Here is a 24,107-nt window from a genome sequence, read left to right on the forward strand (position 1 = left end):
ACCGAGCCTGGAACAACGGGTGACCCTTCCGGAGGTTCCTATTTGAGGCAACGACTCGGTGTTGCCGGAGGTTTTCATCTGAGGCAACGATGTTTCTTTCCCGGAGGTATTGCAATGAGGCAACAGGGAGCCGTGCCGGCACCCTTTCGGGCACCGGCACGGCTCTTCGAGCGAAAAGGGCTGATCAGAAGCCCATGCCGCCCATTCCGTCCATACCGGCAGCAGCTGCGTCAGCACCTGCGGCAGCCTTCTCAGGCTTGTCGGCGACAACCGACTCGGTGGTCAGGAACAGACCGGCGATCGAGGCGGCGTTCTGCAGGGCAGAGCGGGTCACCTTGACCGGGTCGTTGATGCCAGCGGCCAACAGGTCCTCGTACTCACCGGTTGCGGCGTTGAGGCCGAATCCGGCTTCGAGGTTGGCGACCTTATCGGCAACCACACCGGCTTCGAGGCCGGCGTTGGTGGCGATCTGCTTCAGCGGAGCTTCGATGGCAACCTTGACGATGTTGGCACCGGTTGCTTCGTCACCCTCGAGTGAGAGGTTGGCGAAGGCGGTCTTGCCCGCCTGGATGAGCGAGACGCCGCCACCGGCGACGATTCCCTCTTCTACAGCAGCCTTGGCGTTGCGCACTGCATCTTCGATGCGGTGCTTGGTTTCCTTGAGCTCGACCTCGGTCGCAGCACCGGCCTTGATGACTGCAACACCGCCGGCCAGTTTGGCCAGACGTTCCTGCAGCTTCTCACGGTCGTAGTCCGAATCCGAGTTCTCGATCTCGGCACGGATCTGTGCGACCCGGCCTGCAATCTCCTCGGCGTCTCCCGCACCTTCGACGATGGTGGTCTCGTCCTTGGTGATGACGACCTTGCGGGCGGTGCCCAGCAGTTCGGTTGTCACGTTGTCGAGCTTGAGCCCGACTTCCTCGGACACGACCTGACCACCGGTGAGGATGGCGATGTCGGCCAGCTGAGCCTTGCGGCGGTCTCCGAAGCCAGGAGCCTTGACGGCCACGGACTTGAAGGTGCCACGGATCTTGTTCAGCACGAGAACCGCGAGAGCTTCGCCCTCAACGTCTTCGGCGATGATGAACAGCGGCTTGTTGGACTGCTGAACCTTCTCGAGGACGGGCAGCAGATCCTTCACGTTCGAGATCTTGGAGTTGACGATGAGGATGTAAGGATCCTCAAGGACAGCTTCCTGGCGATCAGTGTCGGTCACGAAGTAACCGGAGATGTAGCCCTTGTCGAAGCGCATACCCTCGGTCAGTTCGAGCTCGAGTCCGAATGTGTTGGACTCCTCGACGGTGACGACGCCTTCCTTGCCGACCTTGTCGATGGCCTCGGCGATCAGTTCACCGATAGCAGGATCTCCAGCGGAGATACCGGCGGTAGCGGCGATCTGTTCCTTGGTCTCGATGTCGATGGCGTTCTCGAGCAGGACACCGGTGACGGCTTCAACAGCCTTCTCGATGCCACGCTTGAGGCTGAGCGGATCAGCACCGGCTGCCACGTTGCGCAGGCCTTCGCGAACGAGAGCCTGAGCCAGAACGGTAGCGGTGGTGGTGCCGTCGCCTGCAACGTCGTCAGTCTTCTTGGCGACTTCCTTGACGAGCTCAGCGCCGATCTTCTCGTAGGGATCCTCGAGTTCGATCTCCTTGGCAATGGAGACACCATCGTTCGTGATGGTGGGTGCGCCCCACTGCTTTTCGAGCACGACATTGCGGCCGCGTGGTCCAAGGGTTACCTTGACCGCGTCAGCAAGCTGGTTGAGACCCGCTTCGAGTCCCCGACGAGCTTCTTCGTCGAATGCAATCATCTTTGCCATAGTGGCTTAGATCCTCCCTGATGGAGTGGAGTGGGAATCCAGCGCAGTCGTCAACGCCCGCGACGGCAGAGAGTATGCCCGCATGTTCCATTCCACATATGGACAACGCTCTCGAGACGACTGATGAGAAACCCATGGTTTTCACCACTACTAGATTTAGCACTCTCCCCATGCGAGTGCAAATATTGAGGGACTCGCCGAGGTGGCTCACCGTCCCCGATCCCTGTACCGGCGCGGTTTCGGCTCAGCGCGAAACCGCCGGGGCGTGTGGTGGGCGTCCGTGAAGTGGTCGTCCGCAGAGGAGCGGTCGTCCGCAGAGGCGCCTTCTGTTTGCGCCTTCGTCCGCTGGCAATTGCACACTCTGAGTCGGATTGAGTTGGTTGCAAACCAACTCAATCCGACTCAGACGGTAGAGACAATGCTCGCCGTTGCCCCGAGCTCTCGGCATCAACCCGGGCGCTGACTCATACGGGCCTCAATCGGCCCCAGACAACTGAAAAGCGCCAAGCAGTTGCCTGCTTGACGCTTTCCCCACTCGGAGGGATTCGGGCCTTGGCCGTGATCCCGCCGAAGCGGATCAAAAGACTTTACGTACGTGAGTCTCAGAGGAGGGTGACGGATTCCGCCTGAGGACCCTTTTGTCCTTCTCCAACTTCGAACTCAACCTGCTGGCCCTCTTCGAGAGCGCGGTAGCCGTCCATCTGGATTGCGCTCCAGTGAACGAACACGTCCTGGTTGTTACCTTCCAGGGTGATGAATCCATAGCCCTTTTCGGCGTTGAACCATTTGACGGTACCTTGTGCCATTACTTCTCCATACAGTGCAGTGTCATTGACATTCCGTCACCCCATTGCGACCGGTCTGGCCGCGCTGCGGACAACGGAAGCTAGTAAAACTCAACCGACCCCGCGATTTCTCTCATTGACCTCTAGAGAATGATCTCGGTGAAGTACGAATAGAACACAAGGGCAGTGCTTGCCTAGCTGATGCAACTCTACCCCAGGGGCGGACAGGTCCCCCGAGCACTCAACACTGTTATCGATTCGTTATACAGCTGCCGTGGAAGAGTTCACTTCCGCGCGAATCCGCGCTTCGACGGCCGGCGCGAAGCCGTGCGAAAAGCGCTCGGCTATCAAGGAGAGCTGATTCCGGCCCCACCACTTCAGCTGTTGCCTGACCGCATCAGTTGTTGTCGGTGACACCGGCTGTGCCGGATTCTTCGCCGTCCTCGTCCGAGCCGCCTTCGCCCGAACCGCTCTTGCTGGGTTCGGGCCCGCGCTCAGCGATGTCCGAGCAGATGACGACGGTGATGTCAGCATCGAAGTCCGTCGACGCTTCCGTGGCCTCGATGCCGAGCGCATCGGCGACCATCTTCGCCTGAGCCTTGTTCGCTTCGTCCGAATAGTAGACCGTGGACACGTTCAAACCGGTCGAGTAGTTGCCGACCTGGCCAATGCCCCACCCCTTCTCCTCCACTGCCTCGGAGAACTTCTTCGCGACTCCGGAGACTCCGGAACCGTTGAGGACATCGACCTTCAATGAGGAATCGGCGACGCTGACTTCGCTCTCGCTTGGCGATGGACTCGCCGAGGCGGTCTTATCGGATCCGGATTCGCCGACGTTTGACTCGGGGTCCTTCATCGACGAAGTGATGATGTTGATGGCCGCAACGACCAGCAGAACGGCAACAAGGGCGAGGATGATGACCAGTGCGATAGCACCGACATTCGACTGCGCTGAGGAGTCCAGTCGATGGGCTCCGCTGCGCCGGCCTGTTTCGATCTCGTCGAATTCGTCAGTCATGTCTACCTCGAGACGCGGGCTTGTGCACGCTCACTCTGGCGCGTGGTGCGGATGCGACGCAAGCGTTTGACCAGCATCGGGTCACTGGCAAGGGCGGCAGGGTTGTCGAGCAGGGAATTGAGGATCTGGAAGTAGCTGGTGGCAGACATGTCGAACCGCTCGCGAATCGCATGGTCCTTGGCTCCACCGTATTTCCACCACCGCCGCTCGAACTCCAAAACGGACACCTCGAGCTCGCTCAGTTCGGGGGTGCCTGGGTTCTGCGGCATAGGGGTTGTGCTCCTTCGAAAAGAATCGTTGCCTCTATATTATCGCCCGGAGGACAGGACTGAAATTCCCGGCGCGCCGTCTTGCCTCTTCCGACAAGGCTCCTCGCTTCTAACAACACGACACAAAGCCACTGCCGGTGTTGTCGATCGTGGCTCCGGCCGACGGCACCGATCCGCGGCCCAACTGGCAACTCCGATCCGTGGCCCAACTGGCAACTCCGACCCCCGACTCCGGCAGGAAACCAGTTGACCCACTCTGCTGAAGGTGGCTCTCCCCCAATGGGTGAGCCACCCATCGCAGAGTGGGTCAGCTGTGCCGACTGGCGGTCCTCAGCGGACCACCTGTCAAATCTGATCTGATCAGCGGATGCGGATGTTGACCTGCTTGATCTGGGTAAAGCCTTCGAGCATGCCCTCGAGCGAGGCCTCACGACCGAAGCCGGAGGTCTTCATCCCACCGTAGGACTGTCCGGCCAGCTGGCCGCCGCCCTGGTTGACCTGGACCCAGCCGGATTCGATCCGGTTGGCCATGGTCAGTGCGGCATCGACGTTCTTCGTGAAGACGAACGCGGCGAGGCCGAATTCGCTGTCGTTGGCCATGTCGATGACCTCGTCGACGTCCTTCCATGGAATGACCGAGAGGACGGGGCCGAAGATCTCTTCCTGGCTGGTCTGCCATTCGTTCTTGGCCTTGGAGAAGATGACGGGTGCGTGGTAGAAACCGGGTTCGCCGACTTCGAGTGAGTCAGTTCCGTCGTAGGCGATCTCAACGCCGTCCATCGACTTGCCCATCTCGATGTAGTCAGACACCTGGTTGAACTGCTTCTCGTTGATGATGCAGCCGATGTCGGAGTCTTCGTTGCGAGGGTCTCCGACCTTCATCTTCGATACAGCATTGACGAGCTTGGACAAGAAGTCGTCGTAGATGTCCTCGTGCAGGAACAGGCGTGAGCCCATCGTGCAGGACTGGCCTTGGCGTGCGAAACGGGTCGAGAGCAGCACCTGTTGGAGGGTATCGTCGTCGTTGGAGTCGGGGAAGACGATGTTCGGGCTCTTGCCGCCGAGTTCCATCGAAGAATGGGCGAGGCGGCCGCCTGCCAGTTCAGCGACGTGACGGCCGACGTTCGTCGAGCCGGTGAACGAGACCTTGTCGACGTCGGGGTGGACGTTGAGGGCCTCGCCGATGACCGAACCCTTGCCGGTGACGACGTTGAGGACGCCCGCTGGAAGGATGTCAGCGAGCAGTTCGGCCATCTTCAGAATCGTCAGCGGTGCATCTTCGGCGCATTTGAGGACGATCGTGTTGCCGGCGGCCAGCGCGGCCGGGGTCTTGAAGGCGGCGATCATCAGCGGTGAGTTCCACGGCAGGATTCCCGCGACGACGCCCAGCGGCACACGCTTCGTGTACTGCAGCTGTCCGTCTCCGGCTGGCAGCGTGTTGCCCTTTACCTCACCGGCGACTCCGCCCATGTAGCGGAACAGGTCGGCCAGGATGACCGTCTCCGGTCGCGCTTGGGTACGGATGGCGTTGCCGGTGTCGATCGCGGTCAGCTGGGCCAGTTCCTCGGAGGCGGCGTCCAGTGCGTCCGCGCAGCGGATGAGCATCTTCTGGCGTTCCTTGAACGGCAGCGCAGCCCATTCGGGGAATGCTTTTCGGGCGGCTTTGACGGCCCGATCGGCATCTTCTTCCTTGCCATTGGCCACAGTGGCGATCACAACGTTGCGATCAATGGGGGTGATGACGTCTTTCCTGTCACCGTCGGCAGCTTCGACCCATTCTCCGCCGATGAACATCTTCCAGTTCGTGGCCTCGGGAAATTGCGACATTGTGATCCTTTCACCTACTCAGTTCTGCGATGAACTCCTTTGATCGAGCATATCGCCTGCCCCCGTCCGAACAGAACGTCGGGACGGTAGGCGATGATGCACACCTCATCTGCGTTATGTGCACATCGGCACCTGACCGACCACTCATCGTGGCAGCCACCAACCATCGATCGTGGCGGCCACTGCCCATCGATCGTGGTAAGCATCGATCGTGGTAAGCACCGCTCGTCGGTAGAATCGCGGCCATGACGTCCACCGCTGAACTGACGAAGATCATGTCCCCCGATTGGGCCGAGGCGCTGTCCGGCCAGGCCGATCGGATCCACGCCATGGGCGATTTCCTACGGGAAGAGGTCGCCGCCGGGCGCAGTTATCTGCCCAGCGGAGACAAGGTGTTCCGTGCCTTTGCTGATCCCCTCGCCGAGGTGAAGGTGCTCATCGTCGGTCAGGATCCGTATCCGACCCCGGGACATGCGATCGGTTTGTCCTTCGCCGTCGATCCCGAGGTGCGTCCGCTCCCCCGGTCTCTGACGAACATCTTCAAAGAACTCAACACCGACTTGGGCATCGCTCCTGCCGCCCATGGCGATCTGCAGGCCTGGTCGCGGCAGGGAGTCATGCTGCTCAACAGGGTGCTCACCGTCGCTCCGGGCGAAGCCGCCTCCCATCGCAAGCGCGGCTGGGAGGCCATCACCGAACAGGCGATTGCCGCACTGGTCGACCGAGATCAGCCGGTCGTTGCGATTCTCTGGGGTCGAGACGCGCGGAGTCTGGCCCCGATGCTGCAAGCAGGTCGCTCCGAGGTCGCGATCATCGAATCCGCACACCCCTCACCGCTGTCAGCCAGCAGAGGCTTCTTCGGATCCCGGCCGTTCTCCCGCACGAACGAACTGCTCGAACAGAAGGGCCTGACGCCCATCGACTGGAGCCTCCCGCCCCAGAACTGATGCCTCAGTCGCGGGGTTCGACCGTGTCCAAGGCAATCGTCGATTCGTTCGAGCGCGCGGATTCGGCTTTCTTCTCTACGGCATCTGCCTTGAGGTTCTTCAGCGGCCGGGCCAGGTAGCTGCCGAGCACAGCGCCGACGGCCAGTGCCGCATTGGCCAGGATCGCAGTGAACAGCACGGACAGTCCCACCGCGAAGGAAGTCGTCGCCGATTCGGCGACGATCTGATAGACGGCGGTGAAGATCGAGAGACCTTGCAGCAGCGTGTAGATCGCGGGAATCATGAGCACGATGGCGGGCGCACCCAAGCGCAGCGACAGCGGCCGCGCCAGGAAGCCTGTCACGGTCGAGGCCAGCAGGCTGGCCAGAACGTTGTCGATGGCGATGATCGTCAGCGCCGTCATCGTGATGTAGGAGGCGAGACCGACGAATGCGGCGGGGAGGATGAACCGCCTCGTCGACTGCATGGCGATGACGCCGGCCATGGCTACGACAGCCGCGGCCACCATCGACACGATCGCTGAGATGACGTGGACATTGGTCTTCGGCACCAGAACTTCGATCGGGTCGAGCCCGATCGCCTCGCCGGTGACAACCCCCAAGGCCAGCCCCGAGACAATGCCGGCCAGGGTCAGGACCACGCCCACCATGCGCCCGGCCGCGGTGAGCGGGAAGTTCGTCAGGGCATCTTGAACCGAGGAATACAGGGATTGTGTGGGCAGGAGCAGGACGATGCCGGCGGCGACCAGAAATTGGGGTGATTGGATGATGCCGAAGTTACCGGCCACCATCGCCACCAGTGTCGCGATCGCCGCCTGCAGTGCGGTGATGAAGAAGCTGGGCAACGCGGTGCGGCCGATGAGTCTGCCGACCTGACTGATCATGATCGACATGATGATTCCGAGGCCCGCGGCGATCGGTCCACCGCCCAACAGCACGACGAGACTGCCGACCATCATTCCCCAGGCGCCGGTGACGACCCATTCCTGATAGGGCCGACGCTGGAACCTGATGGCATCCAGACGGCTCCTGGCCTCGTTGAATCCCAGGTTCCCTGCAACCAGATCGGTGACGAGCTTGTGCACGGAACCCAGTTTCGCGAAGTGGATGGACTCGCCCCGATTGACGCGCATGACGGTCATGAGACGGCCATCGGAGGTCGAATAGTGCACGGTCAGAGTGTTCGAGGTCAGGTCCACCTGGGCGGTCGTGAGCCCGAACGCGGCACAGGCCGCGATGACGGAGACCTCGATATCGGAGGTGCCCGCGCCGGCGCGCATCATGATCGCAGCGATGTCGGCCGCGAGGTCGAGGACCATCCTGGCTTCTTCCTCACCAGGTTCGCTGGCCTGCACCGGCGCCTTGTACGGACTGCCTTTGAGCGCCGTGACGATCGGCACCGGCTGGGTGTTGACCGAGGTGCCCGAGACGAGCCGGCCCACGGTGCGTCTGGCTACGCGCTGAGCAACCCGCTGAGAGGCGCCCTTATGGTCGGCCTTCGGCTTCGACTTGGCCGTCGTCGTCTTCGGTGACTTCGGGCCCGCGGGGCTGAGGCCCTCGGACGGCAGCGCCCCTGTCGGTGCTTCACGCAGCTCTTCGAGCCGCTGCTGACGGGAGAGTTCGAGCAGTTCCTGCAGCGCCGCGGATCCGGCTTCTGGCTTGTTCAAGCCATGCTCAGGTCCGGACGACGACTGGGCGTCGACCGGTACCTCGGCGGTGGGTGCTTCTTCTGTGTTGTCGTCCGTCACGGCTCACTGATGAGAGTCGGGCCGAATGGGTCCGCCACATCGGCAGTACCGGCTGCGGCGTCGAATTCAAAGACCTTGCGGCCGGATACGAACACCTGATCGGCGCGGGAGTTCAGGTCCAGTGGGTCACCGGACCAGATGACGAGGTCGGCATCGCGGCCCGGGGCGAGTGAGCCCACACGGTCATCGAGTCCGAAGATCGCGGCCGGGTTGATGGTCAGCGCCTCAAGCGCGATGACAGGGTCGAGGCCTTCCTTGACTGCCAGGGAGGCTTCGTGGATGAGGAAGTTGATCGGGATGACGGGGTGGTCGGTGGTCAGGGCGATGCGCACCCCGGCCTTGGCCAGTGCACCCGCGGTCGCCAGGGTGCGGTCGCGCAGCTCGACCTTCGACCGGCTGGTCATGAGGGGCCCGAGGATGACGTCGATGCCCTTATCGGCAATGTAGTCAGCGATCTTGTGGCCCTCGGTGCCATGGTTGATGACAAGGCGGTAGCCGAACTCCTCGGACAGGCGGATGGCTGTGGCGATGTCATCGGCGCGGTGGCAGTGCTGGTCGAAGGCGAGCTTGCCGTCGAGGACATCCGCCAGGGTCTCTTTCACGAGGTCACGTTCGAAGGGTGTGCCTTCGGCTTCGGCGTGGGCCCGTTTCGCCTGGTAGTTCTGTGCATCGACGAAGGCATCGCGGAAGATCTTCGCGGTGCCCATGCGTGTGGAGGGGGTGACGTTCTTCTCGCCGTAGACGCGCTTCGGGTTCTCTCCCAGTGCGGACTTCACGGACAGGTCCTGCGTCACGAGCATCTCGTCGACGATCCGCCCCCAGGTTTTGACGAAGGCGGTGCGTCCGCCGATCGGATTGCCAGATCCGGGCTTGATGAGCGCCGAGGTGACACCTCCACGCAGCGCGTCCTTGAAGCCGAGGTCGCTCGGGTCGATGCCGTCGAGGGCACGCACGCCGGCACCGTTGGGATTCGTCATCTCGTTCGTGTCGTCACCGGACCAGCCTTCGCCATCTTCATGAACGCCGAGGTGGCCGTGGGCTTCGATGAATCCGGGCAGCACCCAGCGTCCCTCAGCATCAATGATCTTCGTTCCGGTGGGCAGATTCTGTGCTGTATCGTTGCCGGATGCCACCGAGGTGATCGTGCCGTTCGAGACCAGGATCGTACCGGATTCGATCGGTTCGACACGTCTGCCGTCGGCATCTGCGATGGGCAGAATCCGAGCATTGGTGATAGCGAAATCGGTGATCTCGGGAACCGGAACCGAACGATACATTGTGCTCCTCTTGCAGTGACCTTCAAGGACGAGATCCGTCTCGATGCGAGTCTACGCCAGGCGATCAGCACTGGTCACGACGCAGGGCCGCCCACATCTGCTGCGGTCCCACCTGAGCTCGACGAGGCCGGTTCAGTATAGTTCGGAGTCAGAGAATCAATGAGAGAGGGACACCGATGCTCGAGACCATCACGTCATATGTCGCGATCGGCGATTCGTTCAGTGAAGGGCTGATGGACCATGATCCCAACCAAGAGAACCGGTACTTGGGTTGGGCTGATCGTCTTGCCGGCAAACTCGTCGACTCCCCTATCGGCAGCCCCGAGCTCACCTACGCCAACCTTGCCATTCGCGGCCGACTCCTCGATCGGATCATCGATGAGCAGGTGCCCATGGCCCTCGATCTCAAACCCGACTTGGTCAGCTTCTGCGCCGGCGGCAACGACTGTCTGCGCCCGACGGCCGATATCGATGATCTGGCCGATCAGTTCGAACGCGCCGTCGTCGCCTTCCGCGAAGCCGGCATCGAGGTGCTCATGTGCAACGGCTTCGACACGGAGATCAGCTCACCTCTGATCCGCGCGGTGCGTCCACGCGTGGGTATCTACAACTCCCACCTGTGGTCGATTGCGCAGCGTCACGGCTGCCACATGATAGACGTCTGGGGTCTGCGCCCGCTCTACGCGGGCGACAATTGGGCCGATGACCGGATCCATCTCTCCCCCGCGGGCCACGACCTCGTCGCCGAGCAGGCATTGGCCACCCTGGAAAGCGGACACTCCCTGCCCGTGACAGGGTTTGCGATGCCGGCGCGACCGACGCGTCCGATCCGGAGCGCAGTCAGCGAGGAGTCGAAATGGGCTCGTGAGCACTTCGCCCCCTGGGTGGGTCGACGCCTGCGCGGTCAGTCCTCTGGAGACCAGCTCGACGCGAAGCTTCCCGATCTGACGCCCGTGCGCAAACCCGAATGAGTCAGGACGAACGCTTCGCAGCTCTCGGTGCAGCCGGTGCCGAGCTGGGTTCGAAGCGGACCGCCAACCGGCATGACTACGGACCCGAGCCCGATCAGTTCCTTGAGGTTCACGGCAACCCGAGCACCGCCTCGGCGACGGTGATCCTCATCCACGGAGGATACTTCCGTGAGCGCACCGATCTCGCCCATGCCCGGCCCATGGCCGTTGCCCTCGCCGAGGCGGGTGTGCTGTGCGTGCTCATCGAATACCGGCGCTCGGGTGGGCAGCCCAACTGTCTTAACGACGTCACCGCCGCCATTTCCTTCGCCTGCGGCTCGCTGAAGGAGTGGGGCGTGAACGCTGCGGCACGGAGCAACCTCGTCGTGACCGGCCACTCCGCCGGTGGCTGCCTGGTGCTGGCCTGGGCGAGCCATCTGAACGAGGACGGCCCCGATTTCCGGCTGCGGCCCCTGGCACCGATCACCGATCTGTTCCGGGAGGTTGCGCACGGCTTGGGTGACGGCGCGGTGCTCGACTACATGGGTGCGCCGCCGGAGACGGATCTGGCACCGTATCTGCGTGAGGACCCGCGCTCACGGGTGCTGCTCATTCCCTCTCGGGCGGATCTGCTCATCGTCCACGGGGACCTGGATGAGACGGTTGACATCAAATTCTCACGGACGTTCCCGGCGCGCGTCACCGTTGCCGAGGGCGCCGATCATGCGGACCTCGTCGACCCCGAATCGTCTTACTTTCCGCTGGTTGTCGAGACGCTGTTGGGCTGAGCCGGTCTGTGCGCATCAGGTGCCGGCGGCGACATTCCTGACGTGAGCGCGTGCAGGTTCTGAGTACGCGGCACGCAGACGTCCGAAGAGTGCAACGCTTCGCATGCCGGGCCAGTCTGCGGGTAGGGCGCTGGGCGGAAGGCCCGGATCGACATAGGGGATCGTCTTCCAGTCATCGACGCAGCGCAGCCACAGGACGAACGCCTCCCAAGGTCCGCAGGCCGACTGCCGTGCTGAGCCGTCGTAGCCGTCGTAGCGGTCGTAGCGGTCGTAGCCGTCGTAGCGGTCGTAGCGGTCGTAGCGGTCGAGGAATTCTTCGTGTCGAGCGGCCAAGGTGTCCAGTTCCCACCATTTAGCGGCCGCTTGGGCGAAGGGTTCGGCCGTCAGCGGTGTCTGCGTGATGAAGATCGTCGCTCGTTCTCGGACGCCGAGGGTCTCCAGGGCGTCCTCAGCCTCAGCTTGCAGATGTCCGGGCGCGATCCACAGCCCGTCGGTGACCGCTCCGAAGCCCAGGCCGGTGAGTTCTCGGCGCAGCTGAACTCGTTTGGGCCGATCCACCTCGGGCAGGGAGTAGGACACGAGGCACCAGGGTTCGTCATCTCTCTGACCGCGGTAGGTGAAGATGCGCCGATCGCCGCGCTCCAGGTCAGTCACGGCGGCAGGGTCCAAACGATAACCGGCCACGGCTCCCCGCTTCTCGGGAAGGAGCAGGCCCTTGCCCTTGAGCCTCGACACGGCACTGCGGACAGAGGAGTTCGAGACCTCTGCGGTGGCGAGGAGCTCAAGCAGAGCGCCAACCCGGATCCACCCGCCCAGGTCACGCAGGTGGAGTCCGACGAAGGTCCGCAGCAGAGAAGTGGGGTTGCCGGGAGTGTGATCGAGAACGACGATCGGACTCAGAGCCCCGGACAGCCATTCGCGGCTCCTGATCCATTCGCGGTCCCGGGGCCGTTCTCGATACCGGTGCGGATGTCGAAGAGCTCGGGGAAGAAAGTGAGGTCGAGGGCCTTCTGCAGGAACCCGACACCGCTCGATCCCCCGGTGCCTCGCTTCATTCCGATGATCCGCAGCACCGTGCGCATGTGTCGGTAGCGCCAGAACTGGAAGTTCTCCTCCAGGTCCACGAGCTCTTCACAGCTCTCATATTCCAACCAGTAGTCCTGCGGATTCTCGTAGATGATCCGGAAGGTATCGAGGAGCTCTTCGTCGAAGGTGTGCGCCACGGACACGTCTCGGTCGAGCAGCCGCTGCGGAACCGGGAGACCGCGGCGGGCGAGTGCACGCAGGAACTCGTCGTAGACGCTCGGCTCGTGCAGATATGTCTCGAGCTGCGCCCGGGCCTCGGGCTCACCATCGAAGACCTGGAGCATGCCGGCGTTCTTGTTACCGAGGAGGAATTCCACGGCCCGGTACTGCCAGGACTGGAAACCCGACGATTGGCCGAGTTCATCGCGGAAGCCGACGTATTCGCTCGGCGTCAGAGTCGCGAGAACCGACCACTGCTCCGTCAGGGTCTTCTGAATGTGTTTGACCCGTGCGATGCGCTTCAGCGCCGACTGCAGCTGATCGTTGGCAATGAGCCTGCGGGCATCGAGGAGTTCGTGGATGACGAGCTTGAACCACAGCTCCGTGGTCTGATGCTGAATGATGAACAGCAGCTCGTCGTGGTGGACAGGTTCGCTTACGGGGTGCTGGGAGCTCAGCAGGCGGTCGAGGCTGAGGTAGGAGCTGTAGGTCATCGTCGACCGCAGGTCCGTATGGATCCCCTCTTCAAGATCCCGTTCGTTCTTGGCAGCAGTGGAGTCATCATGAGTCATGACGATCATCTTATTGCATTATTCGTCCGAACGGACTTAACCTGCAACATCAATCTGCTCCGGGCCGGCGCCGTTCGGGATTGGCGATCTCGCGCACCTGCTCGACGAGGCTCTTCCACTCCCCCGGCATCTCGGCCTCGCCGAAGCGCACCAGGCCGAAGCGACTTTCGATCGCATAGACATACCGGTCGGCCTGACTAGAAGGACTCGCCCCGGACCCGGCTTCCGCGCCCGCAGCCGCCGACTGTGAGCTCGAGTCACCCTGCCACGGAAGTTCTGCCACCTGCGGTCCGATCCGGTCCCGGTGCTCGCTTGAGTCGATATCGAGATCCCACACGAGCAGGAGTCCACCGATTCCACCGCTGCGTTCGACGAGGAGGTGACCATACCCGCCATCACCACCACGCTGGCTACTGCCGCTCAAGCCGTCCTCGTTCACCAGCTGCTCCCCACGTTTCCTCGATTCGCGCCCCGCGTGACCCCGACCGCGCCCCAGCTTTGGACGAGCGCGTCGTGAACATCGGAACCCTCGCCGAAGGCCGCAACCGCCTCGGCGATGGTCAGAGCTGCGAAGCCCGCGAAATCGGTGCGGGTGGTGATATCGGGACCGGTCAACACTGCGAACCACACCTGCCCCACGGTCTCCCAGGCTGGACCACCGAGGGCAGTGGCGGCGAGCGCAAAGGCGCGGTTGGGGATGCCGGAATTGAGGTGGACCCCGCCGTTGTCGGACTCCGTGGTGACGTAACGGTCCATGTGATCAGGCTGCGGATCCCTTCCGAGGACATCGTCGTCGTAGGCCGTGCCGGGCTCGAGCATCGAACGCAGTGCCTTACCGGTGACCTCGGGGGTGAAGATGCCGGCACCGATGAGCCAGGTGGCATCCTCGGCGTTCTGCCCGGAATCGTGTTGTTCGGTCAACGCCCCGAACACATCGGCGCAGTGCTCGTTGAGCGCGCCGGGCTGCCCGCGGTATTCGAGGTCGGCGGTGTGGCTGATGACGCCGTGGCTGAGTTCGTGGCCGATGATCGACAGCGACCCGGTAAACCCGGCGAAGACCTCGTCGTCGCCGTCGCCGAAGACCATGAGGCGTCCGTCGAAGAAGGCATTGTCGTAGTCCTGGCCGTAGTGGACGCTGGCGATGAGGGGCATCCCCTTGCCGTCGAGTGAGTTGCGCTCAAAGGCCTCAGCGAAGAGCGAGTAGGAGGCTCCGAGCCCGTCATAGGCCTCATTGACTGGCTCGTCGGACACCGCCCCCTCCCCCTCGCTGCGAACGAGGACTCCGGGCAGGGTCTCGGTGCCCTGCGCGTCGTGGACGAGTCGGTTGACTCCAGCGCCGGCACCGATGACCTGAGAGTGCATCGCACCCTGGGAGCCCTGCGCTCCCTCACCGAGCTTGGCCACCGGCGTATAGCGCAGCCCCTCAGCGCGCAGGCTGCGACACGACTCGTCGGAAACCTGACAACTGCGTGCGGCACGGGCGGCTCGAGGGAACTTCTCGCCTCCGCGTTCGGCGATCGCATCGAGCAGGTAGGGCGGAATGACATGTCGAAGACTCATATGACCAGGGTGCCACCTCCGCCCGTGCATCGAATGAGAAATTCATGCAAACTTTTCCTTGCAAAGCTTTCTTTGCAAGTGTATCTTTGCATTATGAGCAACGAGATCAACACCGGAGCAAATCCTCGGACCCTGGGAACCTCAGCACTCAAGGGGCTCGCCCATCCGCTGCGCGTGGAGATCTATGAGGCACTGACGAAACACGGCAAGCAGACCGCGACGAGTCTGGCACAAAGGCTCGGCGAATCGACGGGATCGACCAGCTATCACCTGCGTCAGCTCGCCCGCCACAACCTGATCCGCCAGGTCGAAAGTTCCTCCGGCGGACGCGAGAAGTGGTGGGAACGCTCCCCTGGCGCCATCGACATCCAGCGCCGATCGTCGAAGGAAGACCCGGCGGCGAGCGCCTCGGCTGGCTTCATTCTGCGCGAATGGGCTCGAAACGGCACCCGCACGCTTGAGGACTTCGTCGAAGTCCTCACCACGGATGATCAGCTGAGCGACGAATGGGCTGACGTCTCGCAGGTGCACACGAGCAATGTGCGTCTGACGCCCGATCAGCTGAAGGAGATCACCGACGAGTTCTACCGCATGGTCGCAACGGTCATCGACAAGTACCGCGGCCGCAACGATCCCGGATCCCGTCCCGTGCAGATCCAGTTCAACGCCTTCCCCTTGACCGATGGAGAGGAAACACCATCATGAGCACCCTCATCACCCCGATCCGACCACCGGACTTCCAGCGAGGGCCCGGCAGGATCGTCGAACGCACGACGACCATCACCCGCGAGATCTTCCTTGACGACCCGACTCCCGCACAGGTCCAGACGCAGTCGCAGTCACAAGTCTCCGATGACCCCATCCACGGAATCGACCGCGCTCTGGTCCGCCTCGGCGCGTGGCTGATCAACCTCGGCCGCAGGCATGCCCTCCACCACTCGGCTGGAACGGCGAGCGCCACAGCAGCCCGCGCCGACGAGATCGCCCGCAGAGTCGATGACGCGAAGGCTCACGACATGAAGCACTTCATTGGTTTCCCGTACTGAGCTCAGACTCCCGGACTCACGCCCTCACCTCGGCGCCGGTGGATGATTTGTCCCCCTTGGGCGACGCCCCGACGAGCGTGATGACGATGATGACCATGAAGAAGGTCGTGAGGAACGTCGGGATCGGGATGAGCGGATCGCACAGCACGAGGACCGCACAGATCGGCACGATCGCATTCACGACCCCACCGGCGCTGGGCCTGATCGCCAGCATCCACACGCCGAGGACGAAGACCGCGATCGGCACAGACACCATGAAGGTGGCGAGGTCCGGATCGATGGCACTGTTGCCCAACTGCGAGTCGACCTCGATGCCGACGCCAGCGGAGAATGCTCCGGCAGCGGCAAAGATGGCGTAGTGGCCGTAGCCGTAGGCCAGCGAACCGCCGAGACCGCCGATGGCCCGGTGGTGAGGCGGCCAGAAGTAGATCCACCACATGGCCGCGGTGACGATGAGGCTGAGCACGCCCAGAGACACCAGTGAGACGATGTCCTCACTGTCCTCGAAGGCCCCGAAGACCGCGTTCGCCGAGGCCAGCATGGATTCGCCGAGGACGATGATCGTGAAGCAGCCATAGCGTTCGGTGATGTGCTCCGGATGCCAGGGCGTCGTTCCCCGCGCTTCCGCGATGACGGGGATGGCAACCTCAGCGAGGACGAGAATGAGAAAGACCAGCGTCGACATCATGCGATCGTCGATGATCATCCAGGCCACCCACAGCACCTGCACGATGCCGATTCCGCACGCGTAGATAACGGTCGCGCGACGGGCACGACCCGCATGCAGTGAAGCCCGCAGCCACTGCGCAATCATGACCACTCGCATGAGGATGTAGCCGATGATCAGGATGAGGAAGTTCTCGTCGGCGAAGACCGGCCCGATGCCCGCCGCCAGAATGAGCACGCCGCCCATCTGCACGATCGTCATCACCCGGTAGAGCCAGTCGTCGGTGTCGAACGAGGTCGCGAACCACGTGAAATTCATCCACGCCCACCAGATCGCGAAGAAGATCATCAGATACTTAGCCAGGCCCTCGCCGAGGTGGCCGGCCGTGACCGTGTCATGCAGGTGAGACGCGGCGATGGACACCGCGATAACGAACACGAGGTCGAAGAAGAGTTCGAGCGAACTCGCTGCACGGCCTTCTTCACCGGGGTCACGGGGCCGCATCGGGACGAGACGGAATCTGGACGGAAGCGCCGCCGCACTGGTCATGTCGATCACTTTCGCATAGGGGCTGAGTTGGGCGGGATTGGGAGCGTAGTCGGGACGAGGCCGAGGACTTTCGCTGGGGACAGTGTAGACGCCGGACAGCAACCACCCCTGCCATCTCACACGTCTAGACTGGTCAGGTGCTCAAACCGATCCTGTGGCCGATCCTCGCGCCCTCACTCCTCTTCGCCGTGGGTTTGGGCTCGATTCTTCCGATCGTGGTCCTCGGCGCGCTCGACCTGGGGTCGAGTTCCTCGTATGCTGCCGCCGTCGTCGGCATCATGGGTGCGGTATCTCTGGTGGCAACGGTGCCAGCGGGAATCCTCATCGACCGCCTCGGCGATTTCCGGGCGATGCTCGTGGCCACGATCACAGCGATCATCGTCCTCGCCGGCATCGTCGCGGCATTCATCTGGGATTCCTCGGCCTCCCTGATCGTCTACACGATCGCGCTCATGCTCTTCGCCCCGGTCGCCGATGTGTGGAACCTGGCCAGGCAGGCCGTCGTCGCCGAGGTGATGCCGGCGAAGGACCTGGCCAAGGCGATGACCGCGCTGGGCGGCACGCAGCGGGTGGGCAACCTCATCGGACCCATCGTCGGCGCCGGCCTCATGCTCGTCTTCCCGCTGTGGTCGGTCTTCGTCTTCGCCGGTGCCGCGTCCATGGCCGCCATGCTCGTCATGGCCCTGCCCATCGCCCACATCCCCGGCTACTCGGACCGCGGGAACGCCGGTTCCGGTTCGTCGGCCGGCAGGTCCTCGGGCACCGGCTCGAGGGGCAGCGAGCCCTCGGGCACCGGTTCGTCGATGGATCCCACCCTCGCCGAGGTGGCCCGACCGAGCGCACGCAAGCCCCCTCGTCCTCCGCTGGAGGTGAGGTGGAAGGCCGTGGTCCTCATCGGGATCTCGATCATCGCCCTCACCGTGGCCCGGTCGGCTCAGCCCGTGGTGATCCAGCTGTGGGGTGTTGAGATCGGGATGCACGAATCCTCGATCTCCCTGCTCATCGCCTTCGGTGCCGGACTCGAGCTGGGCTTCATGTTCCTTGGTGCCTACATCAAGGATCACCTTGGCCGGACGGCGACGTTGGTGGCCTGTCTGACGATCTTCGGCTCCGGCTTCATCGTCATGGTGCTGCGTCCGGACCTGGTCGGAATGATCACTGCGGCCTCGGTCATGGCATTGGGCAACGGGCTGGGAGCTGGTGTGAACATGACGATCGGTGCAGATCTGTCACCGGCGATCGGACGCGCCCGCTTCTTAGGGATCTGGGCGATCTTCTCCAACGGCGGCAAACTGGCGGGCCCGACCCTCATCTCCTTAGTCATCACCGTCGCCTCGCTGCGGGTCGGGATCCTCTTCCCGGGACTCTTCGCCGTACTCGGTGCGGTGTGGGCGCTCATCTGGTCCCAGAAGATCGGCCTGCCCAGCCGACGTCGCCGTTGATCGCGGCCACGCCGATCTGCGCCTACCGATCTGTGCCCTTCGAACACGAGCACACCGGTCGAACACGAGCACACCGTTTAGGCTGGTGATGAACGGTCCCAGGCACTGGGAACATTTGGACACTTGGAAGGAGGGGTGGACATGGCCGCCCTCGATTTCGGAACCTTCGTGCTGCTGAGCATTGCCGCCCTGTTGTTCCTCTTCCTCCAATCCTGGCTGGCTGCGACCGTTGTGCGACGCGTCGTCGGCGTCCCGACAGGGTGGCCGCGGACCATCGGAGTGGGCCTGGTGATGAGCGCCGTCATGGCGCTGACCGTGCAGTACCTCTACCGCGCCGGAACGGGACAGAACCCAAACGGACTCGATGTGGCCCCAGGGGTCGCACTCATGCTCCTGCTCCTGGCCACCGGGTGGATCTTCGCGCTGGGAGTCGGCGCTCTCGTCGTCATCGAGGCCGCCTTCCCGACAGGATCGGTGCCCGGCCCGCAGTCCCTGTTCTTCGGGTGGAAGGCACGCAGGCGACGCGGTCGACGCTACGCCGAGGTCGTCTCCATCGCCGTCCGTCACGGCCTGGGTTCACAGATCCGCGGCTTCGGTCGCGGTGCGGCCCCGGGACGTGAGGCGAAGACGGCCCGCGCACTGAAGAACTCACTGTCCGAGGCTGGTGTCACCTTCGTCAAGCTCGGCCAGATGCTCTCGACGCGTCGCGATGTGCTGCCGCCCGCCTACGTCCACGAGCTGGAGATGCTGCAATCGCAGGTCTCCCCCGAATCATGGTCGGTCATCGAACCGGCGATCGTCGAGCGCATGGGCAGGCCTCTGAACGAAGTGTTCTCCCGCATCGACGCAACACCGCTGGCCGCGGCCTCCGTGGCACAGGTCCATGAGGCCACCCTCCTCGACGGCACCGATGTCATCGTCAAGGTTCAGCGGCCGAAGGCTCTCACCCAAGTCAATCAGGACCTCGACATCATCCTGCGTCTGGCCAGCTGGCTGAACAAGACAACAGTGTGGGGTCAGGACTTGGGTATCGAGAATCTGGCCAAAGGGTTCGCCGCTTCTCTTGAGGAGGAGCTGGACTATCGGATCGAACTCGGCAATATGCGCACCATCGAGGACACCCTGAGACGCTCAGGCAAGTTCTCCGTAACAGTGCCCCACGGCTATCCGGAGCTCTCGAGCGAACGCCTCCTCATCATGGACAGACTCCCGGGGCGCCCGGTGTCCTCGGCGGGCAAGATCCTCGCCGAGCTGTCAGACAAGGAGCGCAAGGCCCTAGCCACCACACTTCTCGGCGCGACACTCGAACAGATCATCACCGATGGCGTCTTCCACGCGGACCTGCACTCCGGCAACATCTTCATCATGCCCGACGGCGGCCTGGGGCTGCTGGACTTCGGTGCGGTCGGCCGACTCGACCCCGGAACGCAGACGGCCCTGGGACTCATGCTCTACTCCATCGACCAGAACGACAGCGCCGGAGCCACGGACTCCCTCATCGAACTGCTCGGGCGACCGGAGAGCCTCGATGATCGGGCCGTGGAACGTGCGGTCGGTGAGCTGCTCACCCGCTACGGCGGCGGGAATCACTCCTATAACGGGCAGAAGCTCTTCGACGATCTGTTCAACCTGGTCCTGGCCCACCGGTTCTCCGTCCCGGCCCCGATCAGCGCGGCCTTCCGGGCTCTGGCATCCGTCGAGGGTGCGCTCCTCGTCATTGATCCGAGCTTCGACGTCGTCGCCGTCGCCCGCGACGAGGGCAACCGGCTCATGCGCAGCAAGCTGAAGTCCACGAAGATCACCGAGGAATTGCAGCGACGTGCTATGCAGATCCTGCCGATGATCGACCGCATGCCTCGGCGGATCAACAAGATCACCGAGGACCTTGAGCAGGGGCGCTTCTCGATGAACATGCGAGTGCTCGAAAACACCTCCGATAGGCGGTTCCTCACCAGCCTGTTCCAACAGCTCATCGTCGCTGTCCTGGCCGGAGCCGCCGTGCTCGGATCGATCATGCTCATCACCAGCGAAGAGGGGCCTCTGCTCACCGAGGGCATCCACCTCTACGCGTTCTTCGGCTTCGTCCTCCTCTTCGGCGGCTTCGTCCTGAGCATGCGCTCACTCATGCTCGTGTTCAAACGCGGTGTCGACGGTTAGAACCGCTCGCGGTCTCACAGCCTAGGAGGCGGGGACTCCGAACTCAGATGTGAATTCCGGTATCTTCTTGTCCTCTCCGAGCACCTTGGCCTCTGGACGAATGTAGGACCCCTTGAGCTCGTCTGCGGTTTCACTCACGTAGATCGGAATGTAGCCCGTGTGGTCTCCATCGCGGCGTGGCGCGCGGTCGAAGTACTCATAACCTGCCTCTTCGAGTTCGTCTTTCGCGCTCGACGCGTAGTTGGCCTCTTCGCCTGCACTGTCGAGGTAGAAGTCCGCAGCGCTGATGGTGCCGCCATAGCTCTTCCCCGGCACGACCTTCACTTCGATATAGACCATTTCCCCATCTGGGTTGTCGGTCGCTTCGTAGTACTCAGTGGGGTTATCGCGGACCGCAGACACGACAGTGACAACGTCTCCGGTCTCCTTATCGGTGAACTCCGCACCAACCTTGACCTCAGCGCCCTCAGCCTTGTCGCTGGCACCCTCAGCGCTGTCCGACTCCGCTGTCTCCTCCGGCGTCTGCTCTGCTTCCTCTCCTGCTTCGAGAGCTTCTTCCTGTCCTTGACCGGGCGCTGCATCGCTGGGGGCTTCATCCGCGGCCGAGTCGTCAGTGCCACAGGCCGACAATGCCAGTACGGCGGCAACGGCCAGGGCTGAAGACTGAGTGAGGAATCGGGCTGAGTGTCGTCCGGTGCAGTTCATCGGTGTCCCTTTCGAAATGATGGGCGCTGCATGAGCTGTGCGATTGACGACTCATTGGCCCTGACAAGGAAAGACTCTATAGTCGGCGACCCCGGAAGCAGGTGACGATCACAGCACACTGTGTAGCGGATCTGCCACAATTCCTCGCGACGATGCTTCGACGCCGGCTCTGACAGTGTCTGCCGCACCCTGGCCCGCAAGATGGCGCAAAAGAACCGGGTCAGACAGTTCACTGTCTGACCCGGTCAAGTGGAGCCCCCCATCGGACTCGAACCGATGACCTTCGCTTTACAAGAGCGAAACACGGCCCAGACATTCCCAGACGCCATAGGCGATATAAGCCGCTTGACCTGCATCTACGCTCATTACCGACCCGCTGAGTCTCATTTCTCAGGGTGTCTCAGGGCAGGCGTTTGTCAATGGTTTGTCAACGCCCTGTCAGTGTTGCGCACCCCTAATTAGTGGTGTAGAGTGAGTGTCACGAGCAGGGCGCACCGCCCAGCCGATCCGAAAGGGAATCACCATGAACTACGCACTCAGGACACCAGCACTCAACGGCGAGACCGTCACGCAGGGCGACACCAACTATTGCCGCGACAACGGGCACATGACACACACCATCGACGGCGCAGAGCAGGGACTTTGCCCCCGTTGCGGTAAGTCAAACGCACGGCAGAAGCTCAACGACCGCACCGCCGCCCAGTCAACGCCGATCCTTTTGGCCGCGCTCAAGTTCATGGACCAGACGCCACAGGCCGACAAGAAGCCAGAAGAGCGACTGGCATACGCCACGATTTGCCAGGTGCTCACAGAGCGTCACGGGCTAGACGCGAAGCTTGAGGACATTTACGAAAACACGCCACTAGAGGTTCGATTCACCTACCGTGAGGCGATCATCAAGGCAATGAAGAACTGACCAACCCAACCCGTGAGCCGGGGCGCAAGCCCCGGCCACCCCGAAAGGAATATGACATGTCACCACTTACCACCGCAGAACTAAACGCCCAGCTTCGCAACGTCCGCGAGAACGGGCAGACAGACCGCCTAGACCTCTCGAATGCAATGCGAGTCCGCGACGCACGGCGCGCCGTTCAATGCGTTGAGTCCATCGTGTCTCAGGTGGACAGTAGCCCGTCAGGGCGAAGCCGCTACATAGTGACCCCTGCCTGACCCCAACACCCCGTGCCGGGGGCGTGATGCCCCCGGCCCTTGCCGTGTTGCGCACCCCTAAATAGTGGCGTATAGTTGTACTCATGAGCGGGGCACTCAAGCACCGCCAAACCGAAAGGAATACGAAATGCTCAAGGTCACCAACACCACTACCACCGACCACGGCACAGTCGAACTACGCGGGACCACATTCAGCGTTGAGCGCATGACGCACACATTCAACGACGGCAGGGAAACCACAGACACCTACCTGCACGGCGCGCGCGGCGCGGTCTACCTCTTGCGCCCGTTCATTGAGCGCGACGGCGACTCAGGGATTCGTGAGCTTATCTCACTGAAGAGCGGCGCACCGTGGCGCAAGCACGGGAACTCGGTTCGCGTGATTGAAATCGCCGGGGTCATCGAAGAACAGAAGTAGCCCACCATCACCCGCGCCGGGGCTTCGGCCCCGGCCACCGAAGGGAGACCATGAACGCACAAGACCACGCCGCCGCAATCGTGAACGCCGTTGACGCGGCAGTCGCGGCCCCGAAGATCGACCGTGACGCCACGGTCGGCGTTCACACCGCACTCGCCAAGGCGCGAACATTCGCTGTAGGTATCGGCGGGGCGGACGGCGAGCAGGCTGCGATTGAACTCGATTACGCCGACGTTCTCTATAAGGCGCATGAGCGCACGATCACGACCGCAAAGCCACAGGCACCAGAGCGGCGCATTCAGCACACGTCACGGCAGGTTCTCGCCCTGTCGCGTGCGGTCTCTCAAACGAATGAGGCCGTGCAGACACTCATTCATATCAACTCAAGGAAGGACGAACAATGAACGATCGACAGATGACCGCCGCCGAGATGAGGGCGCGCACCACTGCGCTAGGGCTGAGTCTGAATCAGCTTTCCGAGATTGGCAGCATGGACTTACGTGGGGTGCGCCGTCAGGCAGGCGGAACGACCCCTGTGACGCCGAAAACAGCCCGTGCGATTGAGAACCTAGAGGGCAGGGCCAAGAGCGTACGTGAGTCGTTCCTGAGCGCGGGTGAGATTGAGCTACCCTCATGGGGTGAGTCGGTGCCCGGTGATCCTGATTTGCCGTCATCGTTCTATCACGCGGTGGCCGGTTCGGTGGCTGACCGCGTAACGATTCGCTACGCGTTCGAGTGATTTGCGCACCCCTAAATAGTGGTGTATAGTCATGGGTATGAGCGGGGCGCAACGCACCGCCACACCGAAAGGAACCACCATGAACACCGAAATCAGCACCGGCTACATCTGCAAAAAGTGCGGCACCCCATCCCCAATCGGCGTGGGCTACGCGACTTCCGCCCCCGCTAACACAGACCTGAGCCGCTGCGAATGCGGCTACTCGGTCGCCCCGATAGTCGTCGGTTCAGCTGTACTCAAGAGCGGCTACCCCGGCACCGTGACACTCATTCATACGGGCGAGCTTGAGGGCATGGCAGATGTTCGCCTCAGTAGCGGCGAAGTCACCACCTGCATTTCAGAGCTTTCCCCAGCCTGACCAGCACCACCCCAGCCGGGGGCGAACAGCCCCCGGCACCCCGAGCAGG

At 62.7% G+C, this 24,107-nt stretch carries 25 protein-coding genes; 12 read left to right on the forward strand and 13 right to left on the reverse strand.

The genetic code is table 11. The features are described 5' to 3' along the window. Positions 1-184 precede the first annotated feature (184 nt). The 5 genes from groL to BSP239C_RS15640 all read right to left on the reverse strand — a co-directional run bounded on the left by groL (position 185) and on the right by BSP239C_RS15640 (position 5,721). Entirely contained in the window at positions 185-1,822 is a 1,638-nt protein-coding gene (gene groL / locus BSP239C_RS15620) for a chaperonin GroEL (protein WP_101574288.1), read from the reverse strand. Positions 1,823-2,424: 602 nt separating this feature from the next. Then, positions 2,425-2,628, reverse strand: coding sequence for a cold-shock protein (locus tag BSP239C_RS15625; protein ID WP_009881874.1), 204 nt, complete (start codon positions 2,626-2,628; stop codon positions 2,425-2,427). Between the two features lie 376 nt (positions 2,629-3,004). Further along, on the reverse strand, positions 3,005-3,625 hold the full coding sequence (locus BSP239C_RS15630; protein ID WP_101574289.1) for a LytR C-terminal domain-containing protein: 621 nt from the start codon (positions 3,623-3,625) through the stop codon (positions 3,005-3,007). Positions 3,626-3,627: 2 nt separating this feature from the next. Further along, positions 3,628-3,894: a DUF3263 domain-containing protein gene (locus BSP239C_RS15635; protein ID WP_101574290.1), complete on the reverse strand. Its 267-nt coding sequence runs from the start codon at positions 3,892-3,894 to the stop codon at positions 3,628-3,630. A gap of 360 nt (positions 3,895-4,254) precedes the next feature. After that, a complete protein-coding gene (locus BSP239C_RS15640; protein ID WP_101574291.1) occupies positions 4,255-5,721 on the reverse strand; it encodes an aldehyde dehydrogenase family protein in 1,467 nt (488 codons plus the stop codon). A gap of 245 nt (positions 5,722-5,966) precedes the next feature. On the opposite strand from BSP239C_RS15640, the gene BSP239C_RS15645 reads away from it, so the two are divergent. Continuing rightward, positions 5,967-6,668, forward strand: a complete 702-nt coding sequence (locus BSP239C_RS15645; RefSeq protein ID WP_101574292.1) for a uracil-DNA glycosylase — start codon at positions 5,967-5,969, stop codon at positions 6,666-6,668. Between the two features lie 4 nt (positions 6,669-6,672). Here BSP239C_RS15645 and BSP239C_RS15650 read toward each other — a convergent pair whose 3' ends face one another. Further along, positions 6,673-8,415, reverse strand: a complete 1,743-nt coding sequence (locus BSP239C_RS15650; protein WP_101574293.1) for a threonine/serine exporter ThrE family protein — start codon at positions 8,413-8,415, stop codon at positions 6,673-6,675. After that, a complete protein-coding gene (locus BSP239C_RS15655; protein ID WP_101574294.1) occupies positions 8,412-9,692 on the reverse strand; it encodes an amidohydrolase in 1,281 nt (426 codons plus the stop codon). Before BSP239C_RS15655 ends, BSP239C_RS15650 begins: the two co-directional genes overlap by 4 nt. 176 nt (positions 9,693-9,868) lie before the next feature. On the opposite strand from BSP239C_RS15655, the gene BSP239C_RS15660 reads away from it, so the two are divergent. After that, positions 9,869-10,663 (forward strand): SGNH/GDSL hydrolase family protein, encoded by a 795-nt coding sequence (locus BSP239C_RS15660; RefSeq protein ID WP_101574295.1) that lies wholly within the window; start codon positions 9,869-9,871, stop codon positions 10,661-10,663. Then, positions 10,660-11,430 carry an alpha/beta hydrolase gene (locus BSP239C_RS15665; protein WP_101574296.1) on the forward strand — a complete coding sequence of 257 codons (771 nt, stop codon included), beginning with the start codon at positions 10,660-10,662 and terminating at the stop codon, positions 11,428-11,430. Before BSP239C_RS15660 ends, BSP239C_RS15665 begins: the two co-directional genes overlap by 4 nt. 15 nt (positions 11,431-11,445) lie before the next feature. Here the strand turns inward: BSP239C_RS15665 and BSP239C_RS15670 are convergent, their stop codons facing one another. From BSP239C_RS15670 to BSP239C_RS15685, 4 genes are read right to left on the reverse strand one after another with little or no spacing between them, the layout of a single operon-like run. Beyond that, positions 11,446-12,360: a PaaX family transcriptional regulator C-terminal domain-containing protein gene (locus BSP239C_RS15670; RefSeq protein ID WP_308298074.1), complete on the reverse strand. Its 915-nt coding sequence runs from the start codon at positions 12,358-12,360 to the stop codon at positions 11,446-11,448. Further along, on the reverse strand, positions 12,327-13,247 hold the full coding sequence (locus BSP239C_RS15675) for a tryptophan 2,3-dioxygenase (protein ID WP_101574383.1): 921 nt from the start codon (positions 13,245-13,247) through the stop codon (positions 12,327-12,329). The genes BSP239C_RS15670 and BSP239C_RS15675 overlap by 34 nt, the downstream gene beginning before the upstream one ends. Positions 13,248-13,296: 49 nt before the next feature. Beyond that, positions 13,297-13,686 (reverse strand): hypothetical protein, encoded by a 390-nt coding sequence (locus BSP239C_RS15680; protein ID WP_101574298.1) that lies wholly within the window; start codon positions 13,684-13,686, stop codon positions 13,297-13,299. After that, a complete protein-coding gene (locus tag BSP239C_RS15685) occupies positions 13,683-14,807 on the reverse strand; it encodes a M4 family metallopeptidase (RefSeq protein ID WP_101574299.1) in 1,125 nt (374 codons plus the stop codon). Before BSP239C_RS15685 ends, BSP239C_RS15680 begins: the two co-directional genes overlap by 4 nt. A 93-nt stretch (positions 14,808-14,900) precedes the next feature. Here BSP239C_RS15685 and BSP239C_RS15690 point away from each other — a divergent pair, with 93 nt between their 5' ends. Both BSP239C_RS15690 and BSP239C_RS15695 read left to right on the forward strand, forming a co-directional pair. Then, positions 14,901-15,512 (forward strand): transcriptional regulator, encoded by a 612-nt coding sequence (locus tag BSP239C_RS15690; RefSeq protein ID WP_180959064.1) that lies wholly within the window; start codon positions 14,901-14,903, stop codon positions 15,510-15,512. Beyond that, positions 15,509-15,853: a hypothetical protein gene (locus BSP239C_RS15695; protein ID WP_101574301.1), complete on the forward strand. Its 345-nt coding sequence runs from the start codon at positions 15,509-15,511 to the stop codon at positions 15,851-15,853. Before BSP239C_RS15690 ends, BSP239C_RS15695 begins: the two co-directional genes overlap by 4 nt. A gap of 16 nt (positions 15,854-15,869) precedes the next feature. Here BSP239C_RS15695 and BSP239C_RS15700 read toward each other — a convergent pair whose 3' ends face one another. Beyond that, on the reverse strand, positions 15,870-17,189 hold the full coding sequence (locus tag BSP239C_RS15700) for a low temperature requirement protein A (RefSeq protein WP_257930244.1): 1,320 nt from the start codon (positions 17,187-17,189) through the stop codon (positions 15,870-15,872). Between the two features lie 17 nt (positions 17,190-17,206). Between BSP239C_RS15700 and BSP239C_RS15705 the strand changes: the two genes are divergently transcribed. Both BSP239C_RS15705 and BSP239C_RS15710 read left to right on the forward strand, forming a co-directional pair. Beyond that, positions 17,207-18,511 carry an MFS transporter gene (locus BSP239C_RS15705; protein WP_101574302.1) on the forward strand — a complete coding sequence of 435 codons (1,305 nt, stop codon included), beginning with the start codon at positions 17,207-17,209 and terminating at the stop codon, positions 18,509-18,511. Positions 18,512-18,652: 141 nt separating this feature from the next. Beyond that, positions 18,653-20,668, forward strand: a complete 2,016-nt coding sequence (locus tag BSP239C_RS15710) for an AarF/ABC1/UbiB kinase family protein (RefSeq protein ID WP_257930245.1) — start codon at positions 18,653-18,655, stop codon at positions 20,666-20,668. 21 nt (positions 20,669-20,689) lie between these two features. Here BSP239C_RS15710 and BSP239C_RS15715 read toward each other — a convergent pair whose 3' ends face one another. Continuing rightward, complete coding sequence (locus BSP239C_RS15715) at positions 20,690-21,373, reverse strand: hypothetical protein (protein WP_101574303.1); 684 nt, start codon at positions 21,371-21,373, stop codon at positions 20,690-20,692. Between the two features lie 523 nt (positions 21,374-21,896). On the opposite strand from BSP239C_RS15715, the gene BSP239C_RS15720 reads away from it, so the two are divergent. The 5 genes from BSP239C_RS15720 to BSP239C_RS15740 all read left to right on the forward strand — a co-directional run bounded on the left by BSP239C_RS15720 (position 21,897) and on the right by BSP239C_RS15740 (position 24,058). After that, positions 21,897-22,289 carry a hypothetical protein gene (locus BSP239C_RS15720; RefSeq protein ID WP_101574304.1) on the forward strand — a complete coding sequence of 131 codons (393 nt, stop codon included), beginning with the start codon at positions 21,897-21,899 and terminating at the stop codon, positions 22,287-22,289. Between the two features lie 381 nt (positions 22,290-22,670). After that, positions 22,671-22,961, forward strand: a complete 291-nt coding sequence (locus BSP239C_RS15725) for a hypothetical protein (RefSeq protein WP_101574305.1) — start codon at positions 22,671-22,673, stop codon at positions 22,959-22,961. Positions 22,962-23,011: 50 nt separating this feature from the next. Further along, positions 23,012-23,365: a hypothetical protein gene (locus BSP239C_RS15730; protein WP_101574306.1), complete on the forward strand. Its 354-nt coding sequence runs from the start codon at positions 23,012-23,014 to the stop codon at positions 23,363-23,365. Further along, positions 23,362-23,700 carry a hypothetical protein gene (locus BSP239C_RS15735; RefSeq protein ID WP_101574307.1) on the forward strand — a complete coding sequence of 113 codons (339 nt, stop codon included), beginning with the start codon at positions 23,362-23,364 and terminating at the stop codon, positions 23,698-23,700. The genes BSP239C_RS15730 and BSP239C_RS15735 overlap by 4 nt, the downstream gene beginning before the upstream one ends. A gap of 79 nt (positions 23,701-23,779) precedes the next feature. Continuing rightward, positions 23,780-24,058 carry a hypothetical protein gene (locus BSP239C_RS15740; RefSeq protein WP_101574308.1) on the forward strand — a complete coding sequence of 93 codons (279 nt, stop codon included), beginning with the start codon at positions 23,780-23,782 and terminating at the stop codon, positions 24,056-24,058. The last annotated feature ends 49 nt before the right edge of the window (positions 24,059-24,107 follow it).

The organism is Brevibacterium sp. 239c (genome assembly GCF_900169365.1).
GTDB lineage: Bacteria > Actinomycetota > Actinomycetes > Actinomycetales > Brevibacteriaceae > Brevibacterium.

What these genes read in the sequence shown, in the direction of transcription:
- groL (WP_101574288.1), bottom strand. Translation starts at nt 1,822, where the DNA reads ATGGCAAAGATGATTGCATTCGACGAAGAAGCTCGTCGGGGACTCGAA.
- BSP239C_RS15625 (WP_009881874.1), bottom strand. Translation starts at nt 2,628, where the DNA reads ATGGCACAAGGTACCGTCAAATGGTTCAACGCCGAAAAGGGCTATGGA.
- BSP239C_RS15630 (WP_101574289.1), bottom strand. Translation starts at nt 3,625, where the DNA reads ATGACTGACGAATTCGACGAGATCGAAACAGGCCGGCGCAGCGGAGCC.
- BSP239C_RS15635 (WP_101574290.1), bottom strand. Translation starts at nt 3,894, where the DNA reads ATGCCGCAGAACCCAGGCACCCCCGAACTGAGCGAGCTCGAGGTGTCC.
- BSP239C_RS15640 (WP_101574291.1), bottom strand. Translation starts at nt 5,721, where the DNA reads ATGTCGCAATTTCCCGAGGCCACGAACTGGAAGATGTTCATCGGCGGA.
- BSP239C_RS15645 (WP_101574292.1), top strand. Translation starts at nt 5,967, where the DNA reads ATGACGTCCACCGCTGAACTGACGAAGATCATGTCCCCCGATTGGGCC.
- BSP239C_RS15655 (WP_101574294.1), bottom strand. Translation starts at nt 9,692, where the DNA reads ATGTATCGTTCGGTTCCGGTTCCCGAGATCACCGATTTCGCTATCACC.
- BSP239C_RS15660 (WP_101574295.1), top strand. Translation starts at nt 9,869, where the DNA reads ATGCTCGAGACCATCACGTCATATGTCGCGATCGGCGATTCGTTCAGT.
- BSP239C_RS15665 (WP_101574296.1), top strand. Translation starts at nt 10,660, where the DNA reads ATGAGTCAGGACGAACGCTTCGCAGCTCTCGGTGCAGCCGGTGCCGAG.
- BSP239C_RS15675 (WP_101574383.1), bottom strand. Translation starts at nt 13,247, where the DNA reads ATGACTCATGATGACTCCACTGCTGCCAAGAACGAACGGGATCTTGAA.
- BSP239C_RS15685 (WP_101574299.1), bottom strand. Translation starts at nt 14,807, where the DNA reads ATGAGTCTTCGACATGTCATTCCGCCCTACCTGCTCGATGCGATCGCC.
- BSP239C_RS15690 (WP_180959064.1), top strand. Translation starts at nt 14,901, where the DNA reads ATGAGCAACGAGATCAACACCGGAGCAAATCCTCGGACCCTGGGAACC.
- BSP239C_RS15695 (WP_101574301.1), top strand. Translation starts at nt 15,509, where the DNA reads ATGAGCACCCTCATCACCCCGATCCGACCACCGGACTTCCAGCGAGGG.
- BSP239C_RS15710 (WP_257930245.1), top strand. Translation starts at nt 18,653, where the DNA reads ATGGCCGCCCTCGATTTCGGAACCTTCGTGCTGCTGAGCATTGCCGCC.
- BSP239C_RS15715 (WP_101574303.1), bottom strand. Translation starts at nt 21,373, where the DNA reads ATGAACTGCACCGGACGACACTCAGCCCGATTCCTCACTCAGTCTTCA.
- BSP239C_RS15720 (WP_101574304.1), top strand. Translation starts at nt 21,897, where the DNA reads ATGAACTACGCACTCAGGACACCAGCACTCAACGGCGAGACCGTCACG.
- BSP239C_RS15725 (WP_101574305.1), top strand. Translation starts at nt 22,671, where the DNA reads ATGCTCAAGGTCACCAACACCACTACCACCGACCACGGCACAGTCGAA.
- BSP239C_RS15730 (WP_101574306.1), top strand. Translation starts at nt 23,012, where the DNA reads ATGAACGCACAAGACCACGCCGCCGCAATCGTGAACGCCGTTGACGCG.
- BSP239C_RS15735 (WP_101574307.1), top strand. Translation starts at nt 23,362, where the DNA reads ATGAACGATCGACAGATGACCGCCGCCGAGATGAGGGCGCGCACCACT.
- BSP239C_RS15740 (WP_101574308.1), top strand. Translation starts at nt 23,780, where the DNA reads ATGAACACCGAAATCAGCACCGGCTACATCTGCAAAAAGTGCGGCACC.